Source organism: Aliikangiella coralliicola, from assembly GCF_007004725.1.
GTDB classification, from domain to species: Bacteria; Pseudomonadota; Gammaproteobacteria; order Enterobacterales; family Kangiellaceae; genus Aliikangiella; species Aliikangiella coralliicola.
This window is the reverse complement of sequence record NZ_ML660164.1, coordinates 517870-534827: the sequence shown is the minus strand read 5'-3', so window position 1 is coordinate 534827 and position 16958 is coordinate 517870. Positions and strand designations below refer to the sequence as shown.

The 16958-nt window shown below is 41.7% G+C and carries 12 protein-coding genes; all 12 read left to right on the top strand.

The window, feature by feature from the left end; translation table 11 throughout:
- The first annotated feature begins 1202 nt into the window (after positions 1 to 1202).
- On the top strand, positions 1203 to 1802 hold the full coding sequence (locus FLL46_RS13425) for a Pvc16 family protein (protein WP_142894167.1): 600 nt from the start codon (positions 1203 to 1205) through the stop codon (positions 1800 to 1802).
- Between the two features lie 16 nt (positions 1803 to 1818).
- A complete protein-coding gene (locus tag FLL46_RS13420) occupies positions 1819 to 2967 on the top strand; it encodes a hypothetical protein (RefSeq protein ID WP_142894166.1) in 1149 nt (382 codons plus the stop codon).
- A 21-nt stretch (positions 2968 to 2988) separates the two neighbouring features.
- On the top strand, positions 2989 to 4956 hold the full coding sequence (locus FLL46_RS27630; RefSeq protein ID WP_142894164.1) for a phage tail sheath family protein: 1968 nt from the start codon (positions 2989 to 2991) through the stop codon (positions 4954 to 4956).
- 77 nt (positions 4957 to 5033) lie between these two features.
- Complete coding sequence (locus FLL46_RS13410) at positions 5034 to 5465, top strand: phage tail protein (RefSeq protein WP_142894163.1); 432 nt, start codon at positions 5034 to 5036, stop codon at positions 5463 to 5465.
- Between the two features lie 5 nt (positions 5466 to 5470).
- A complete protein-coding gene (locus FLL46_RS13405; protein ID WP_142894162.1) occupies positions 5471 to 5941 on the top strand; it encodes a phage tail protein in 471 nt (156 codons plus the stop codon).
- A 36-nt stretch (positions 5942 to 5977) separates the two neighbouring features.
- Positions 5978 to 6136: a DUF5908 family protein gene (locus FLL46_RS26995; protein WP_168204152.1), complete on the top strand. Its 159-nt coding sequence runs from the start codon at positions 5978 to 5980 to the stop codon at positions 6134 to 6136.
- 103 nt (positions 6137 to 6239) lie between these two features.
- Positions 6240 to 6938 carry a CIS tube protein gene (locus tag FLL46_RS13400; protein ID WP_142894160.1) on the top strand — a complete coding sequence of 233 codons (699 nt, stop codon included), beginning with the start codon at positions 6240 to 6242 and terminating at the stop codon, positions 6936 to 6938.
- Positions 6935 to 8683 carry a type VI secretion system tip protein VgrG gene (vgrG, locus tag FLL46_RS13395; RefSeq protein ID WP_142894159.1) on the top strand — a complete coding sequence of 583 codons (1749 nt, stop codon included), beginning with the start codon at positions 6935 to 6937 and terminating at the stop codon, positions 8681 to 8683. The genes FLL46_RS13400 and vgrG overlap by 4 nt, the downstream gene beginning before the upstream one ends.
- 128 nt (positions 8684 to 8811) lie before the next feature.
- Positions 8812 to 9087: a PAAR domain-containing protein gene (locus tag FLL46_RS13390; RefSeq protein WP_142894158.1), complete on the top strand. Its 276-nt coding sequence runs from the start codon at positions 8812 to 8814 to the stop codon at positions 9085 to 9087.
- An 84-nt stretch (positions 9088 to 9171) separates the two neighbouring features.
- A complete protein-coding gene (locus FLL46_RS13385) occupies positions 9172 to 9585 on the top strand; it encodes a GPW/gp25 family protein (RefSeq protein ID WP_142894156.1) in 414 nt (137 codons plus the stop codon).
- Positions 9586 to 9671: 86 nt separating this feature from the next.
- Positions 9672 to 13658, top strand: a complete 3987-nt coding sequence (locus tag FLL46_RS13380; protein WP_142894155.1) for a hypothetical protein — start codon at positions 9672 to 9674, stop codon at positions 13656 to 13658.
- Positions 13658 to 16957, top strand: coding sequence for a hypothetical protein (locus FLL46_RS13375; RefSeq protein WP_142894154.1), 3300 nt, complete (start codon positions 13658 to 13660; stop codon positions 16955 to 16957). Before FLL46_RS13380 ends, FLL46_RS13375 begins: the two co-directional genes overlap by 1 nt.
- Position 16958: the final 1 nt, after the last annotated feature.

Below are 16958 nucleotides of genomic sequence, written 5' to 3'. Positions count from 1 at the left end.
GAAAAATGATACCTTCAAACTATAACTCAAAAAATGAGCCATATTCCCCAGAAAAAAACGCCGAATATCTCCAGCGCAAATATAATTTTATAAATTTATTGCGTTATTCTAACGCTCGGGATATTAAACGATTTATATCAATAGATCCACTTCAATATCACTCGGAGATATTAAATGTACTGAGTAAATATTACTCAATAATTATTGTGTCGGCGTTTTATTAATTTTGTTTCCGCTGACTCGTTTTTTTGGATGTTTTTCAACGTAAATTTGCAATGAACACAAAATAAACAAAAGATTTTTTTACAACAGTTTTAATCGCCTGATGGAAGCAATCGCCTGGATTAGTATTGGTTGTTTTTTGAACATATTATGACATTTGGTAAATCCTCCCCTGTTAACAAAACAACTGTCATCTCGAGCGCAGTCGAGAGATCTCCCAAAGGTTTAGACAGGTGTAAAAACGATTACTCATTTAAAAGGAGTGACTTTCCTAAATCAACATTGGATCAATTACTCAGTGAGTCGATGTCTGTAGGAGATCTCTCCACGCTAGTCGAGATGACATTTCAACCAAACCATAAAATGTTCTTGTTACCCCCCCCACTGTCATCTCGAGCGCAGTCGAGAGATCTCCCAAAGATTTAGCTGCACGTAAAACAATACACTTATTTAAAACCTTAGACTTTCTTAAAGAAACATCAAACACTGAATTTCTCTACTAATTTATCGCTAAGATAATTTTTATTTGCGATATCGCATTTCGACTAAAATTTTATTAAAAAAATATGAGCAATTATATCTATATCATATAGATCCAAAGAACTATTTTTTACTTTTAAGCCAACATAAAAATGATGATAAACGAACATCAAAAAATAATTTTATCACCAATCATTTCAAATATTTAGCCAATATCTTTTCCTGTTAAAAAATAAAAAAACAAAGCATTAAACACATAACAATTCGAGATTCTGACGACGTTGACTTTACCAATTATTTGGCTATTATAAAATTCTACTTATCTTTATTACGTCAAGCTTTACAAGCTAAAAATAAAGCGCCAGCACCGCCAGACAAAAGTTCAAAAAAAGCAAATCGATGAAAAAGTTTTCGCCGGTTTGCTTTTAGGCTGTTTTGTTCTTTTAGATTATTCAACAATTGAGATTGTATGATTTTTTAGACTAAGGAATTAAAACAGAATGATTGATAAGTGCATGGACATTCTCAAAAATCAAATCCATCAATACTTTAAATCAATCCCTGATCTCAATGTTACCAGTAACGAAACTGTTTCTGTTTCTCCTTTAGTCAAAGAAGATGGTTCAATCGTTATTCCTAAAGACCATCTAGGATTAACCTTGATCAACATTGAAGAAGAGAAGATTCATAAAGCACAAACAGCCGTTCATAAAACGGTTGACGGTCAAATTATGCATATGAACCCTGAGCTAAAAATTAACCTTTATATTTTGTTAGCATCCAACTTTAACACTTATGCAACAGGGTTAAAATTTCTATCAGCCTGCATCAGTTTTTTCCAATCAAAAAATGTTTTCACTGCCGCTAACACCCCTGACTTTGAACCTAAAATAGACAAAATCATTGTTGAGCTGCACACAATGGGGCTCGAACAACAAAACCACCTTTGGGGTTATCTGGGCGCGAAATATCTGCCATCAATTTGCTACAAAGTCCGTATGCTTATTGTTCAGGAAGGTCTCGCTCAGGATCAACAGCCAGGTATTAGCGAAACAAGTTTTGAAGGAATGGGAATAACAGCGGAGGTAAACGAAAGTTAATGAGGAACCTTAATTAATGGAAAGTGCTTATCGTCCTTTATTTACAGTGAAGTTCTTTCACGAGTTTTATAAAAATCAACTCGGGGAATACACTCATCTTGATGAGGATATCAGCATTGTTCCAACAGAAAAATGCCGGCGAGAAATGGCTAAGCAAGGGTTGCTATTTCGCTCAACTAGCGGAGGCTTTACAGTTTTATACACCGCTTATAAAGAAGATAATGTAGAAAAGCCTTTAGTGCCCTTAACCGACCCACGTCAGTTTAGTTTTCAATTATTTTCAAAATCGCCCTATATTATTCATTACTCCTCATTGCCGCTAGACGGAAAAAAGCCAGGCATTTACTACCTCAATAATTTGCAAAATAACACTCAGGAAATTGATGGCGAAGACGAATTATTATTGGTGGAGGATACAGTCGAACCCTATTTATCATCTCAGGATGAATTTATGTTGCGCCCTGCCCATTTTAGTTATGGATTTAAAAAGGCGGCAGACACCGCAACCCTCTCCATTGAAGATCGCAAGGGCAATGCCATTTATTCTAAATTACTTAACAAATTAGACGACGGCGAAGTCGCCGCAGAAAAAAACTTTAGCGCTAACCTTGACTTAACACCATTTGGTACTGGCTTATTTATCGCTAAAGTTGATGGAGTTGAGCAGCAAAAATTTTATCTCGACGGTACTTTAATAGCGCAAAAACCTTTCGGGTTAATCGATATTTTTTATCACAGTGATGTTCCTGCAACTTACCAGTTTGCCGACGCCCAAGGAAACGTGTCAGCAAAAACTTACACGGTGCGAATTGATTGCCGAGAAACCATCTGGAAATACCTGGTCGGGCTAAAATACCGCAAAGACCTTGATCCAACGGATCTTGAAGTAGTCTCGAATATTGTTTCTGCAACATTCACACGACAAAACAGTTACAAACTTGCAGATAATACCACTGTCATTCCTTTTGACTCGGGTAACACAACAATTCCCCTGAAAAAAGAGCCGATAAAAGGAATCAAATTAAAACGCACCATTGCCGGTCAAGGCGGCGGTGGTGGCGGTGGAAATACTTCGACGGAAGAAACGTCGTTGCCTAATCCTGAAATTACTAACATTAAAACCGATAACGGAAAAATTTATTCAGAAGTGTATATCTACCTTTAATTTAAGAAAAGGACGAAAAATATGCCAAGTTATAAAACGCCAGACGTCTACGTCGAAGAAATATCGATCTTCCCTCCCTCCGTTGCACAAGTTGAAACGGCTATTCCAGCTTTCATCGGGTATACGGAAAAAGCGCAAGAGTTTTCGCCGCAAGATTTACACCTGGTGCCGACGAGGGTTAAATCATTGTTGGAATACCAGGAATTGTTTGGCGATGCACCACCGGTCGCGGTTAACTCGGTTAAGCTAGACGAAAACAACGGCGTTTCGAGCACCGATGTGACCTCAAATTTTTATATGTATGACGCATTGCGCATGTTCTTTAAAAACGGCGGCGGTAAGTGTTACATCATTTCTGTCGGACTCTACAAAGATAACACAGGGTCAATCTCTAAAGATCACTTCAACAATGTTGATGGCGGATTGGCAGTTTTAAAGAAACAGGATGAGCCGACCATTATTTTATTTCCTGATGCTGTGTTATTAGAAAGTGATGATTTATATGACTTGCAACAACAAGCGCTAAAACAATGTAATACACTGCAAGACAGAGTCGCAGTGTTCGATCTGCTGGAATCCAAATCAACAGCGCCGACATTCGACTGGGAAGAAGGTTACAACGAGTTCCGCAATAAAATCGGCATTAATTACTTAAAATATGGTGCAGCCTATACCCCCTGGCTGAAAACAAATCTTTCGCTGGACGTTCGCTATCGAGATATCAAAGGAAAAGTCATGCGCGGCGGCGCAGTCGTCAGTATGGATGTGTTAACTGATGATGCCGAAGTCAAAACCACTGTCGCCAATATCGACAAAGCAGTCGCTGATGCAGACACCATTAGCGGCGACCTTGATACATTAAATGGCGCCGAAGAAACACTGAAAGCCAAATACACGACTTTGTTAGATGATTACAAAGGCGCACCTGATACCACTAAGTATAAAGCGCTGTTTACTTTTATTTATAGTGTTGTTGATCAGATTGACGCCTGGTCTGCGGGCGCTGCTGTTTTAACCAATGGTGAACTGGTTACGAATCTCGGCGATCTCATTACCAATTCTTTGAAAGCGACTGTCTCCGATTTAATTTCTTATGACCGAGCCGCAGATACTGCATTGACTGGTAGTTACAATCTTTACACCACTTATGATCCAACCGAATCGGCGAACTGGGGTGATATATTTGGCGCGAGTGCACCCGCCGCCAACGATATCTTTGGTGCAGGAACCAACACCGAAAAACAATTGAATGGCTTATCCAAAATTAATGATATTTTTGAAGCCGTTAACGCTGCGGTGGCTGAAATTGTTGAATCAGCAACGACTTATGAATCAACTTATGAAAATACTTTGTTAGATTCTCACCCTACTTTCAAAAATATTATTAAGAAACTCAGTACATCGTTAACCACCATGCCACCCAGCGGCGCAATCGCCGGTATTTATGCCATGGTCGATTCCACTCGTGGCGTCTGGAAAGCACCGGCCAATGTGAGTGTTAGCGGCGTTGTTGGTTTAACCGAAAATATTGACAGTATCGATCAGGAGGAACTGAATGTTGATGTCAACGGCGGTAAATCAATTAACTGCATTCGCGCATTTACCGGACGAGGAACTTTAGTTTGGGGTGCCAGAACATTAGCAGGCAACGACAACGAATGGCGTTACGTATCAGTTCGTCGATTCTTTAATATGGTTGAAGAATCTGTCAAAAAATCAACTTACTGGGCAGTGTTCGAGCCAAACGACGCCAACACCTGGATCAAAGTTAAAACCATGATTGAGAATTTCTTAACCCTACAATGGCGAGATGGCGCACTTCAGGGCGCGAAACCGAATCAGGCATTTTTCGTCAACGTGGGCCTGGGAACGACCATGACGCCGCAAGATATTCTCGAAGGCCGCATGAATGTAGAAATTGGTATGGCTGTTGTGAGACCGGCTGAATTTATCATCTTGAAGTTCTCTCACAAACTACCGGAAGCTTGATGGCACAGGGTAGCAAAATATAAGACAACGAAAGAATGAATATCTTCAGAAACTATTAACTAAAAGGTGATTTAAGTATGGCTAATTATCCATTACCGGCGTTTCACTACCAGGTTGAGTGGGGCGGCGAAAAAATGTCCTTCTCTGAAGTTTCCGGCTTAAACGTCGAAATACAAATGATTGAATATCGAGACGGCGACAGCAAACAATACGAAGCCTTGAAAATGCCCGGCATCCCAAAGTATGGCAACTTGACAATGAAGAAAGGTATTTTGGCCGCCGACAATAAATTCTTCGACTGGGTTGATACCACGGCGCTGAATACCGTTGAGCGAAAAGACATTATTATCTCGTTGCTCAACGAAGCCCACGAACCAGTCATGACCTGGAAAGCAATTAATGCGTTTCCGGTGAAAGTGGAAGGACCGGGGCTCAAATCCACCGGCAATGAAGTGGCGATTGAATCAATTGAGGTCGCTCATGAAAAACTGACGATTGAAAACGGATAGTCGCCATGGCCGGCTACTATCCGCCGGTGGGATTTCATTTTCGCGTTGAGTTTGGTTTTTTACCCAGCGACATTAACGATGTTCGTTTTCAGGAAGTTTCCGGGCTGGGTGCCGAAGTCAGTACCGAAGAAGTGACAGAAGGCGGTGAAAACCGCTTCACCCACCGACTTCCCACTCGGGCGAAATATTCAAACCTGGTATTGAAACGGGGGCTGTTGGTTGATTCTAAATTAGTTAAATGGATCACTAACGCCATCCAAAATATCGAAGCCAATCCGGGAACGCCGGAGGAATCGCCGACCACCGTTAACGTGACATTGCTTAACGAAGAGCACAAACCGTTAGCAGATACCTATAGTTTCGTGAATGCCTGGCCGATCAAGTGGTCTGTCTCCGATTTTAAAGCGATGGACAATTCAATTGTTGTCGAAACACTAGAGCTCAGCTATCAGTATTTCACCAAAATTAAACTGTGAAAAATGATGCGTTGTTGAAAACATGAGGGTAACAACATGCCTGTCGAAATAAGAGAATTATTAATCAAAGCCTATGTAGAAGACGCCCAGGGAGAAAACGCGAGTTCCTCGGGCGAGGTTTCAGATAAAGAAGAAATTATTGCCGACTGCATGGAACAGATTAGTGAGTTACTCAAAGATCAACTCGAACGGTAAACAGTGTCTGATTTTCGCAATCAAACATTCGGAATCAAAGACTCAGAATCAAACATTTAGAACCAGATAACAAGATAGAAATTATCGATAACCCGGAATTAAAATGACAGAAAACGGCCAGCTAAAAAAACTGAAAATCGAAGCCTACACTAAGCTCGACTACAGCTCAAAAGCAGACTGTGGCGATTTTATCGCAATGTTTAATCCCAATACTTACAAACAAAAGTATGAAGTCGAGTACCAGCCAGTTCAGGGACAAGGAACAACCGGTAGCGCACAAAAATTTGGTAAAATAAAACCCCAGGAATACACTTTCGAATTCTTATTTGATGGAACCGGCGTATCCTCAGAAAAGAAGGAAGTGGCCGACGAAATAGAGCACTTCCTGGTGGTTACCGGCAAGAACAACGGTGATATTCACCGCCCCCACTACTTAAAAATTTCCTGGGGTTCTCTAATTTCTAAATGTGTCTTAAAAAACGCAGAAATATCCTACAACCTTTTCAGACCGGACGGAAAACCTCTGCGCGCAAAAGTTAGCGCCACTTTTGCAGAAAATATCGACGATGCGCTTCGAGTGGCCGAAGAAGGAAATAATTCTCCAGATCTAACTCATATCAGAACCGTAAAAAGCGGTGACACTTTGCCTTTGATGACTTATCGAATTTATGGCGATTCAAAGTATTACCTTGAGGTGGCTAAAGCCAACAACCTTGCCAACTTTCGCAACCTGGAAGTTGGACAGTCGATTTTCTTTCCACCGCTTAATCAAAAAGCAGCCAATAAAGGGAAATCCGCGTGAGTGACGAACGTGTAATTCCCCTACCCGCGACCGGCGATCTGGCCACTTTCACCCTTGAAGTGGACGGCAGCGAAATCAGTCCCGAAACCAATGTCGGCAATATTATTATACGCAAGGAGTACAACAAAATTGCGTCGGCGACCATCATTTTATTGGACGGCGATGTGGCCGAACAAGATTTTGCGGTGAGTAACTCTGAAGTATTTGTTCCCGGAAATGAAGTAGAAGTTTTTGCCGGTTATCACTCGGAAGAGTCTTCAATATTCAAGGGAATCATTATCAGTCAGGGATTAAAAATTCGCAAAAATAAACCATCACAACTGGTAGTGGAATGTAAAGACAAAGCTGTTCATATGACAGGCACACGCAATAGTAGTTACTTTAGCGAAATGAGCGACAGCGACATTATCGACGAAATTGCCGGTACCTATTCCCTGGACACAGAAGTTGAAGCAACTGAAGTGACTCATCCGGAAATGGTCCAATATAATTGCACCGATTGGGATTTTATACTCACGCGCGCCGAAGCAAATAGTCAACTGGTTATCGCCGAAGATGGAACTTTAAAAGTTGGCGCAGCAGACCCAGGACAAGAGCCTGTTCTCAATTTAAATTACGGCTCAACTTTAATGGAGTTCGAAGCCTCAATGGACGCCCGCAATCAAATTCCTACCAGCAAAGGATTTTCATGGGACTATAGCGCGCAAGAAATTATCGAAGAAGAAGGTACTGATCCCGGGCTAGCAGAAGCCGGCAATTTATCAGCTTCCGATCTATCGCAAGTGATTGAGTATGAAGCTGATAACCTGAGGCATTCAGGCAAGGTTGTCGATCAAGAACTCAAGTCCTGGTCAGACGCAAAAATTTTTCGTAGCCGCCTGGCGAAAACTTTAGGCAGAGCTCGTTGCCAGGGATACGGAGAAGTAAAACCAGGCACAGTCGTTGGCTTTTCAGGCGTTGGCGACAGGTACAATGGCAACCACCTTATAACAGCAGTTCGCCACCAACTCGACGTAGAAAACTGGACTACCGATATTCGCTTCGGCATGCCGAAAAACTGGTTTGCAGATAAAGTCGATGTGATGGAACGCCCAGCCGCCGCATTATTACCTGGCGTCCGTGGTTTGCAAGTAGGTATCTGTAAACAAATTGGCGAGGATCCCGATGGAGAAGACCGCATTTTAGTGACGCTACCTATTATCGATCCCGATGGAGATGGCGTATGGGCACGAGTTGCCAGTCTGGACGCAGGAGAAAACCGCGGCGCCTTTTTTCGCCCGGAAATCGATGACGAAGTCTTAGTGGGGTTTCTAAATGATGACCCCAGAGATCCGATTGTTTTAGGCATGCTCAATAGCAGTGCAAAACCAGCTCCCATTACAGGCTCTGACGACAACCACGAAAAAGGCTTTGTTACCCGCAGTGAAATGAAAATGATTTTTAACGACGACGAAATCAGCTACACGCTCGAAACGCCGAACGGTAACAAAATTGTGTTAAGCGACGACAGTGGTTCGATTTTAATTGAAGATGAAAACAGCAATAAAATTGAAATGACCTCCGACGGGATCACCATTGAAAGTCCCGGTGATATTAATATTACCGCTGGTGGTGACACAAATATTGAGGGCACTAATTGCAGCGTGACCGCATCGGCCGAGTTTAAAGCTGAAGGTTCAGCTGGTGCAGAGGTTTCTTCTAGTGCAGTGGCGAAGGTGAAAGGGTCTTTGGTGCAGATAAATTAAAATTATGAATTATGAATTATGAATTATGAATTATGAATTATGAAAAAGGCTAGCATTTCGTAGGTTGGGTAGACGCAGGAAACCCAACTGTATGGTTAAATTAATTACCAAATTCAAAGGAAAAAAATATGCCACCAGCAGCCAGAGTCGGAGACGTTAGTAACCACGGTGGAACCATTGTGGGTCCCGGTGAAGCGACGGTACTCATTGGCAATATGCCAGCTTCCGTGATCGGCGATATGCACGTCTGCCCTATTCCGCCGCCGCCGCATATTCCATCCAGTCCGTTTCCGATGGGAAGTGCGACAGTTTTAATCGGTGGCAAACCGGCGGTTCGCGTTGGTGACGTTTGTATTTGTGGTGCGTCTGCCGCTGTCGGCGAGCCGACAGTTATTATTGGTTGACTGTTTTGTAGAAGTGACTGGTTTTGATCGAGTGACCGCTTTTTATCGAATCAACAACGTAAGAAAAGTAACGTAGGAAAAGTGATGAGCGAAGACAATCCATTTTTAGGAACCGGCTGGGGATTTCCACCGACATTTCAAAAAGAAACCCAATCAGTCGAAATGATCGCTGGACCGGAAGATATTCAGAGCAGCCTGGAAATCTTACTGTCGACATCCTTGGGCGAACGCGTTATGCAACCAACTTACGGCAGCAATTTAAAAGATTATATTTTTGAACCGCTAGACTCATCACTCGACGCGTTCCTCAAAGACTTGATCAAAACCGCCATTCTCTATTTTGAGCCGAGAATTTTGTTGGATAAAGTGAGCCTGGAATCAGTGCCACTAGAAGGAATGGTGACAATTAGTTTGGATTATCGAATTCGAAGTACGAACTCTCGCTACAATTTTGTGTTGCCTTTTTACCTTAACGAAGGTGCTAGCGCGATACCTTGAAATGATGAAGGCAAAAAATCAAGTTGCCTGATTAAGGGGCAATGATTACTTAAACCACTAACGCTGAGACATTGCATTAACAAATTATGAAAATTGAAATTTGCAATACAAAAAATCCGCTAATACGAGACGGTACCAGTCAGCCTCAGCGACGACTGTCCCAACTGCATCCTCACTATGCGCGTATTGACGAGCACTCACTTTCCGACTTGATGAATTATGCGGCCAGTTACGCAAAAGAGTTACAATACTATGATGGTCAAAATAAAGCTGCGGGCGACTGGCAAGATTTTTTCGACCGAGACATTGCTTCGATCATTTCGATTGTTGCGAACAAGGATAATCGCGACTACAAGAAAATATTTAATCAACTGAAAGCCCAGATCGATGAAGCCGAGACTGAGGATGCTCTGAAAAACTCAGGCGTTTTTGAAATTTTATTTAATTATATCTTTCAACTTTCTAGTGAATTCAACAGCTGGGTTTTAAAGATCTTATCAGACGATGGATTTAAACGGCATCTTTATCGACTGGTTTCATCGCAACTCAAAGATATTCTAGTAAGAACAATCGGCGCTTACCGTTACGCACAGGATTACGTATGGTTTGATGACAATGCAGTCATGCCGGAAGCATTAGGTTTTGATCAAGAAGCAGTATTCGCTCAACCTTATTCATCACTTTGGGACGACACAAACAGTGGTACTCTTTTTACGCTGGGTGATTGGATAAACGGAGCAGACAAAGACAACACTATTTTTGATTATGCGGGAAATGTGGCTCTGATCCGGTTTAAGAAAGCCGCCGAAACATTGCTCTCCTGGGCAGGTAGCTTCCTTCAGTCGCAAAATCAGCTAATCAATGACGCCCCGACTTATTTATGTGAAGCCATTCATCACTGGCCCAATCATAAACCACATATGGCGCTGTACATTGCTTTTATCCGACTATTTAAATTTGCGCAGATTCATCTCAATTCATTAACAGGGAAACATCTGGATCACTATTACCAAACCATACTGGGTTTTACCCCGCTCCCCAGCACCGAAGACAGGGTTCACGTGTTATTTGAACTTGCGAAACAGTCTAAGCATCACTTGTTAAATGAGGACACCTTGTTAAAAGCGGGCTTTGACCAATCAGGTCTCCCTGTTCAATATAAACTAAACCGCGAGCTTGTCGTTAACAAAGCAAAAATAAAAGACATCGGCGATATTAAATCTGTTTACATTGATCGAAACGAGGGACAGGGTTATCGAATCTACAGTGCACCGATTGCCAATTCCAAAGACGGCAAAGGCCTGGAATTTAGCGAAACAGAACCCAAATGGAAACCCTTCGCCGAAGATCAGTTAAACAATGGTTCGTTAATAGATCCAGAAAACAGAACAGCTGAATTGGCCGAAATTGGATTTGCAGTCAGCTCCGCATTACTCGATCTACGCGAAGGAAAAAGAACGATTACACTTAAAATTTACACCGATGCTAAGCCTGAAGAAAGCTTGAGTACCGATCAAATAGAGGTCAGGCTCAGCGGAGAAAAAGACTGGATTGATGCTGAAGTATTATCTTTCACTTACACGTCCAATTATGTCTTATTAAAAGTTGAGCTTAACTCAACACAACCGCCGGTGTTTCCTTTTTACGACGAAGTGCTCAATATCCAACCATTTACACCGAGAAATTTTTATACTCGCACAGGCACTCAAAGTTCAACTAGCCAAAGCACGCCGGTTATGCAAGTGATCCTGCTCCACGACCTGGAAAACAACCAGCCTTTTCCCTACAAAAACCTGAAAGATCTCACGGTTGACTCGATCGATTTAAAAGTGGAAGTCGAGGAACTAAAAAGTCTGGTTGTACAAAGTGACTTAGGTACATTGGATGCAAACAAACCTTTCCAGGCATTCGGACCGCGCCCGGTTTTAGGCAACACTTTTTACGTCGGTAGCGACGAAGCGTTTCGCAAACCTGTTACCAGCATGACGCTCACCGGTGAATGGTTAGACGCTCCCGCCGATTTCAATCAACACTATGAACACTACTTCGATTTTACCGAACTGGTTAAACTCAATGAATCCTTTTTAAAAGATGTGATTGACAAGTCGGGACGTAAAGATGTCACTATTGATGGGTTGAGTAAACTAGAGTCATTCGATCAGATATCAGCCACCTTCGGCACCAAGCTCATATTTGAAACACCGATTAACGAAGAGACATTGGTTGCCGACGTCAGTCTGCTCAACAAAAAAGCCTGGGAACCTCAGTCAACTGATCCGCTATTTAATGTGTCAGACTCACAACTGGAAATTAATTTTGAAACATCGACCGACAATTCTGGAAAGAATATCCCCTACTTCGACCTCAACAGCGAAATTTCTGAGTTAAAGCAATACAAAAATGACACACAGCAAGGCTTTATTAAATTAGAGTTATCTGGTCCGTCTGATGTGTTCGGTCACAAACTTTATTCCCAGGTTTACGCGAAAAAAATAGTACAGCTGATCAAGGCCCCTGATACGACTATTTTGCCGAACGAACCTTACACGCCAGTACTCAATAATCTTAGCTTAAGTTATACTGCTGAAGTAACGCTGAATCTATCGGAAGCAGCTGATCTGGCGGCAGGCGCTTTCCATCATATTTACCCATTTGGTACGCTAAATTTAAGCGCGGCTTCACAGTCAGTTTCAACTCCGACTAACAATCAAACGGTTACCTCTAGTTTAGCAGACAGTGGGACGCCAACAATACCGACGGTACCAGCAACAACATTGGTCCCGCCCGCTGTTAATATCAGCCAGATCAAAAAAACCAGTTTGCTTCCTCAGTTTAGGACTGATGTTGATGAAGTTTCTCAGGAAAACAACGGTGAACTTTATATTGGTTTAACCGATGCTACGCCACCACAGATGGTCACCCTATTTTTCCAGGTAGCAGAAGGTAGCGCTAATCCTGAACTCAACAAAGAAACTATTCATTGGTCTGTTCTTCAGGATAACCAATGGGTGACTCTAAATACCAAACAAATCAGCTATAACAGTACCAATGAACTCAATCAATCAGGAATTATCTCGATTACACTTGCAGATACCATTAACAACACCGCGTCTATGTTGCCCGATGGGAAAATCTGGTTAAAGGCATCTGTACTGAAAAATACTGATGCTGTATCCCAACTCATTGAGGTGGCAACACAAGTCGGCGAGGCCTCCTTCAAAAATGAAAGTAATGATGATCAGTTTCTAGCTAGTAGCCTGCCCGGCGGTTCGATAACAAAACTAACCGTTAAACAATCACAAATTAAGAAAATTAACCAGCCTTATGCTTCGGTTGATGGGAAAGCCGCCGAGTCCCCCTCAATTTTTAATACGCGGGTTAGTGAAAGATTACGTCATAAAGATCGCGCAATAACGATCTGGGATTACGAGAAAATTGTGTTGCAGGAGTTCCCTGATATTTTTAAAGTCAAATGCATCAATCACAGCACCTATCTTTATGAACGCGGCGAAAATGATTTTTTCACCTCTGAGTTTGCGCCGGGATACGTCACTGTCATAGTGATACCGGACCTGACCAACCAAAATGCCATCAACCCGCTAGAGCCGAAAACCAGTCTCGACAAACTCGATGTGATTAAAAGTTTTTTAAAAAAACGAATGACGCCATTTGCTGCGCGAAAACTAAGAGTGGTTAATCCTTTGTATGAAACGATTCAACTCGAATTTACCGTGGCGTTTCATCCCGAATTTGATCCGGCAATGTACCTTGAGATCCTTAACCAGGACATCATGGAATTTTTATCTCCTTGGGCATTCTTTAATACTAAGCACAAAGAAATCAATTTTGGCGGTAAGGTGCACCGATCAATTCTGGTTAACTTCGCCGAAGAGCGGGACTATGTCGATTACATTACTAACTTTAAAATGAATCAACTCACCATCACCAAAGATGAAAAAGGAGAAGAAAAAGAAACAGGTCAATATGATATTGAAGAAGCGACTCCTACATCGGCACGCTCTATATTCGTGTCGCATGCTCAGCACCTTATTAAAGCGGGAGACAATTGCTAATGTCAGTTCAAGCGTTCATCGAAAAATTCCCAGAATTTGTTCATAGCAAAGTCTATGAATATTTGAGAACCAAAGGCATTACCTACATACAACAACTCGCATCGGAAAAATGGACCGACCATAACATTCACGATCCTGGTATTACCTGCCTGGAAATGATTTGTTATGCGATTACCGATCTTGGCTATAAAACCGACTATGCGATAGAAGATATCTTAGCTGAAGCCTCAACACTAGATTTCAAAACACAAGATAATAAAAACATCGATACCATCGTTCAATCGCTCACAGGTTCTCAAACTAACTCTGACACTTTTTTCACCCCCAGGCAGATATTACCCTGTAATGCGCTCACTTTAGCAGACTGGCGAAAAGTCATTGTTGACGTGCATCAAGTCAGAAACGCCTGGTTATTAATGCTGGAGGAATCAGAGCCGCCCATTTATAGCGATCCGAAAGCGTCGGAATTAAGTTTCACTCCCAACAAAAGAACCAGACGTTTAAACTTGGATGGTCTTTACGAAGTTAACCTTGAATTTGAAGTTGATGAAACTTTAGGCGACCTCAATTCATGGGAGTACAGTTTCCCGCTGTCCAATAGCGGCTTGAAACTTCTCTCGCTATATTTCAAACCCCACTGGCAGGTATTCTTCGAAAACGATCTCGACCCAGGCACATTTGACCATTCCTATATGGGCAATTTTACATCTATCGAAGACACCGCAATTTATAGCGGCATATTTTATCTTAAGCGTGCTGGTTTAACCGTTCCCTTTGAAGTCAACATAGAGTCTCCGTTATCAAAAACAGATTCAAATAAAGCCTTTATCGATTCAAGAATTATTAATGAGCTGGACGAAATTGGTGCATTTCTTAAAGAGCGTATCAGCAAATGTGTTAAAACCGTCAAGCTTATCGAAAGTCGAGTCCACCAACAGCGTAACCTCTGCGAAGATTTTGTTCGCTTTAAACAATCAGAAGTTGAGGAAGTGGCAATTTGTACAGATATTGAAATCCGACCTGATTCCGACACCGAACAGGTCCTGGCCAATATTTATTATGCGCTTGAAAACTTCTTTTCTCCTCTTATCCCATTTTATTCCTTATTGGAAATGCAGGAAATGGGATACACATTAGATGCCATTTTTAATGGGCCAGCTCTCCAACATGGTTTTGTAAAAGAAGAAGACATAGAAGCTGCCGATTACCGACCAATGGTTCACGTTTCCGATATTATCCAGGTCTTAATGGATATTGACGGTATTGTGGCGATCAAAAATATTCAACTCAGTAAATATTTACGAGGACTAGTGTTAAATGAAGGTGAGGATTGGTGTTTGTCGATTACAGAAAACCGTGCGCTGAAGTTTAATACTAAGAATTCAAAAATAGTATTTTATAAAGGACTAATTCCCTACAAAGCGAGACAAAGTGAAACACTCGAAATTCTCGAAGATCTGCGCGCTCTGGACTATCGCTCTCGCTTACAAGCAGAAGAGTACGACCTAGAACCACCTCAGGGAAAGGATCATAAACTTCGCCATTACCATTCAATACAAAATGATTTCCCGCTAGTTTACGGCGTCGGCAGCGAAGGTTTGGCCCCCTCATCTACTGATTTGCGCAAGGCTCAAGCAAAACAACTAAAAGCATTTCTGAAATTAGTTGATCAAATTCTGGCGAATTATTGCGCTCAACTCGCCAATATTAAAAATTTATTCAGTTTAAATACAGAAATCAAACGAACTTATTTTTCTCAACTATTATTTTCGTTACCGGTGACATTTAAAATCACTCAATCAACCTTGGAACTGTTAGCGGAGGAAGGCTGGAGTGTTGGACAAATCAATTTACTGCAACCCTTATTAAACCAGCCCGGTATTGAAGAAGAAGCATTTACTATTGAGTTACAGAGTTTGCTTGGCAATAGTTTGTATCAGCAATACAAATCGCTACTGCTTGATATTTGCAAAATTCCAGAAATTGAGGTTCCCAACTTGCCGAATGGTTCAAACCTGGTGAGGGAATTTGTGGTTAAACACCAGGGAAAAGAAATCGAATGGGATAGGCCTTCGGGCTATCAAGCAGAATGGCAGCAATATTTACTCGACAAAAAAGAGAGTTACTGGAATCGCTTGTGTCAGCACGATGAATTACTGGAAAACAGTAAAACATATGAAGACCGAAAAAATCAATTTCTCGACCATCTACTCGCGCGATTCGGCGAGCAATTTACCGACTATGTGCTACTCAGCACTCACATGGACAGCGCCAAATCAAATGAAGATTTAATTATTGATAAAATCAATTTTCTGAAGGATTACCCTCGCCTCAGCAGAGACAGAGGCAAAGGATTCGACTGCAAAGTATACGGTGATCCGACTAACGTGAGCGGTCTTGAAATCAGAGGCTCTCGATTGGTTGGAATTGACAATTGGTATCGCAGTCGGTTGATTCCTGACTATACCAATATATTTGAGACCTTTGAGGAACTTGACACCGATGGCATTCCCGAATCACGATTTCGTTTACGGGATATGGAAGGTAATATTCTTTTCTCCAGCACACGGCACTACCTTGATGCAAACAGCTTACAAGTCGCCATGGAAACAGCGCTAGAGTGCGGAACGGATCGAGAACAATATGTAATAAAGGCTAATAAAAATGGTGAATATCACTTCATATTGCTCGATAAAGATAAGGAAATTATCACGCGTCGTCGCAAATATTTTCGCACTAAATTTGAAGTTGAGCAGGCGATTCAAAAAATCATCCATATTCTAAAATATAAAGCGACCCGTCTCGAAGGTTTTCACCTGGTAGAACATATTTTGCTACGACCGATTTCAGAGTTGAGTCACTTGTTTAAGGTGTCACTTAAAAGCGATTGTTCGCCGGGTTATCAAGATCCTTACTCGTTTCGCGCTACAGCGGTTGTCCCCTACTGGCCACAACGCTTCCAGGATATGGACTTTCGTCGTTTTTTCGAAGATACATTGCGTAAGGAAGTACCGGCCCATATTCATCTGAAAATTTGCTGGGTCGATCAGGAAGCGATGGACAATTTCGAAGATGTTTTTTTTCGTTGGTTGAAATTAAAAACCACAACACTTTACACGCACCCGATGTTTTTAGATAAAAACCAGGCATTGATTGATGAGCAGGATAAATTACTCCACTTGCTGGAAAACTTTAACAGTATTTATCCAGAAGCTCACTTGTTCGATTGCACTAAAGAAAGCGATTCTAAATCCATCTTGTTAAATCATTCCAAATTAGGTTCAAATAAAGGAAACTAAA